This is a genomic window from Corynebacterium ulceribovis DSM 45146 (genome assembly GCF_000372445.1).
Taxonomy (GTDB): domain Bacteria; phylum Actinomycetota; class Actinomycetes; order Mycobacteriales; family Mycobacteriaceae; genus Corynebacterium; species Corynebacterium ulceribovis.
In genome coordinates this window covers 1-1,220 of sequence record NZ_AQUY01000007.1, presented here as the reverse complement: position 1 = coordinate 1,220, position 1,220 = coordinate 1, and the positions used below count along the sequence as shown (strand labels likewise).

The following is a 1,220-nucleotide window of genomic DNA, read 5'->3' as shown; positions in this document are numbered from 1 at the left end:
ACTTTCCCGGATTCGCCGACCGAAGGATTTACCCGCGCGTACATTCATCACCTGTTGAAGGCGAAGGAGTCGCTGGGTGGCACCTTGAGCTCTGCACATAACGTGTGGTTCATTTGGCAGCTGGTGAACCGGATGCGTCAGGCGATTATTGACGGTGACTTCGCTGAATTCCGCGAGGATTTCATGGGGCGGTACACCGCCGGCAAACGGTCGTAGGTCTGGTTGGATTTCCACAGTGTGACTTTCACTCTCACACTGTTAAAGGTTTCGTCATGGCGTGCCGACGTCAGACGTATTCTGGGTTTCAGACTTATTGGATTTTCTGATCTGAAGGTAGATTCCCAATAGTAAGGCCGGAACGATTAAAGCTGCTGTAACACTGGCAACAATGAGAAAGAATTCGGCGATTCCCATGTCAGACTCCTATCGCTTGATTTGGACGCATGCATAGTTTCCCCATGAGCCACCAACCTTTACTCGTCCGCAGAAAGGTTTGTTTGCATCGAGACGGTAACCAAAGTTGAAAGTGTGTGTAGTGCGAAAAACCGCACAATTGCGGCCGGCTGTGCGAACTCTGCGTTTTCCTCCACTGTAGAAAGCAACCTCGAACTGGTCCACACAAGCGTTTTGGACATTTGTACCAGTTTGATAGGAGACCGCGGCCCAGTTCACATATGTTCCGCGGCCCTTCACTTTGAGAGAGTTGGTCGCTAACGCTCCTCCGGGAGCCCATGATGTTCCAGAGGCGTCCATGGGGCGAATTGAGTTTGAGTCGTTGAAGCTTGAGTCTGATATGACAGAGGTCTCTTCTGTCCACTCTTGGAGCCCCCGGTCTGGAAAGGAGACGAAACTTGGTGAGGTTACGGCAATGACTGCGCTAATGAGAAAAGGTCGAAGCATAACCACAAAGTAGCAAATGTAAATCCTAGGGGATAGGGTTTGTGTGGCGAGGGGTACTTTTGTTCCCAAAGCTACTTCCCTGGGTAGCCTTCGATGCGTTTGACCCACGCAATAATTGGGTAGTTCAGTGGCAGTAACACAACTTCTAGTGCGGTTTTCCGTAGGAAACCAACGATGGCGCAGTTCGCGAACTGGCATGGCCCGACCTACACCGACTCCGGTGGATTCCAGGTGCTTTCCCTTGGTTCGGGGTTCAAAAAGGTCCTGGCGATGGACACTGCTGGGCTGTCCCGCAACGACATTAAGGCCGCCGAAAAAGA

At 51.6% G+C, this 1,220-nt stretch carries 1 protein-coding gene and 1 pseudogene; both read left to right on the top strand.

Features of this window, described 5'->3' with window-relative positions; translation table 11 throughout:
- The coding region (locus A3EC_RS12215; protein WP_040428628.1) for a tRNA-guanine transglycosylase at window positions 1-216 on the top strand (216 nt) is incomplete at its 5' end.
- Window positions 217-1,074: 858 nt separating this feature from the next.
- Window positions 1,075-1,220 (top strand): annotated as a pseudogene (locus tag A3EC_RS13215) (tRNA guanosine(34) transglycosylase Tgt); the annotation flags it as partial.